The organism is Mycobacterium sp. NS-7484 (genome assembly GCF_001953975.1).
GTDB lineage: Bacteria > Actinomycetota > Actinomycetes > Mycobacteriales > Mycobacteriaceae > Mycobacterium.
Window position 1 is genome coordinate 1 of record NZ_MBEJ01000058.1, and the last position, 1,265, is coordinate 1,265.

General features: G+C 63.9%; 1 protein-coding gene. It reads right to left on the bottom strand.

Going from position 1 to position 1,265, the window contains the following annotated elements:
- Positions 1-47: 47 nt before the first annotated feature.
- Positions 48-1,217 (bottom strand): IS1249 family transposase, encoded by a 1,170-nt coding sequence (locus A5733_RS10460; protein WP_076240064.1) that lies wholly within the window; start codon positions 1,215-1,217, stop codon positions 48-50.
- Between the last annotated feature and the right edge of the window lie 48 nt (positions 1,218-1,265).

A 1,265-nucleotide genomic window follows, 5' to 3' on the forward strand; every position in this document is an offset into this window, starting at 1 on the left:
GGGTTAATGGCCAAAATGTGTGTACGGCTGTCGGTGTGTCGTGGCGGTTAGGGTGTTGATCTGCCGGCCCAGCCGTGTTGGAGGCCGTTGCCGTCCTCCCAGCTGAAGCTGGTGCCCATGGTTGGTCCGAGAGGTTCGTCTTCGACAGGGCGCGGGGTCTTGGTTCTGGGTGGGTTGAGGTGTTCGGAGCGGACCAGTTCCCATGGGTCGTGCGGGTCTGCGGTGAGGCTGTTGAGTTTCCATTCCGCGGCTCGGCGAGCGTGCTCAGCGGGCATACCGCGATGGATGCGGAACAGGTCTTTGATGGCACGGTTGGGGCCGCCCTCGAGTGAGGACGTGGTGCGCGGCAACGGATCGTCATCGCCGATGACGGCGGGGTCGATCCAGGTGAACAGGTGCTGCTCGCGGATCAGTCTGCGGAACAGTCCTCGGGTCTTGCGTAGGTCGCGGTGGGTGTACCACCACGGACGGTCGGCGGGGATGCCGCTTGGGCGTGGAATGTGGGTGCGGGCGTAGGTGCGGTGACGCAAGTATGTGTCCCAGCGGGCTTCCCATTCGGCATAGGCCCCCATCCACAGCACAGCCTGATCGATGTCGCGGACACTCATCAATGCTTTTGTGAGGGTGAGGATTTCACGTCCTGGCTCCAGCCGTGGGCGCATGGTGTGGTGGCGGATGACGGTCCGGAAGATGTGGAAGTAGCAGCGCTGGATTCGGGTACTGGGCCAGGTTTCGCTGATCGCGGCGTGAAGTCCGGTGCCGCCGTCGATGACGGCTACCCGTGGCGCGGCCTGGCGCTGCAGGATCTGCTGCCAAGCAACCTTTTTCTCTCGGTCGCACCACTGCCAATCGATGACGTGGGTGCCGTCGGTGGCGATCAGCAGGCACCACGACTGGAAGTAGGTGCCATCGAGGACCACCACATCGGCAGGCGTGGTGGCGGGAGTCGGTGGCGGGACCTCGATGTTCCAGCACCAGGAGGTGTCGCGGCGGAACGTGCGAGCGCTGGAGGAAACCTGGGCGGGACGTGCGCCGTGTAGCAGCCAGCCAGTGAAGGCCCGTAGCTGGGCCTTGTGGGTGATGTCGGGCCGTGTCTGAGTGGTTGAGGCCCCGCAGGTTTTGCAGCGCCACCGAGTCGTGCCGGCGGAGGTGGTGCCGTTCTTGACCAGTTTGGCAGCGCATACACCACAGACAGGGGAATTGCGTGGACCTGACACCGAACATGCTTTCAAAGCATGTTCGGACCCCTATCAGGGGAGGTCAAC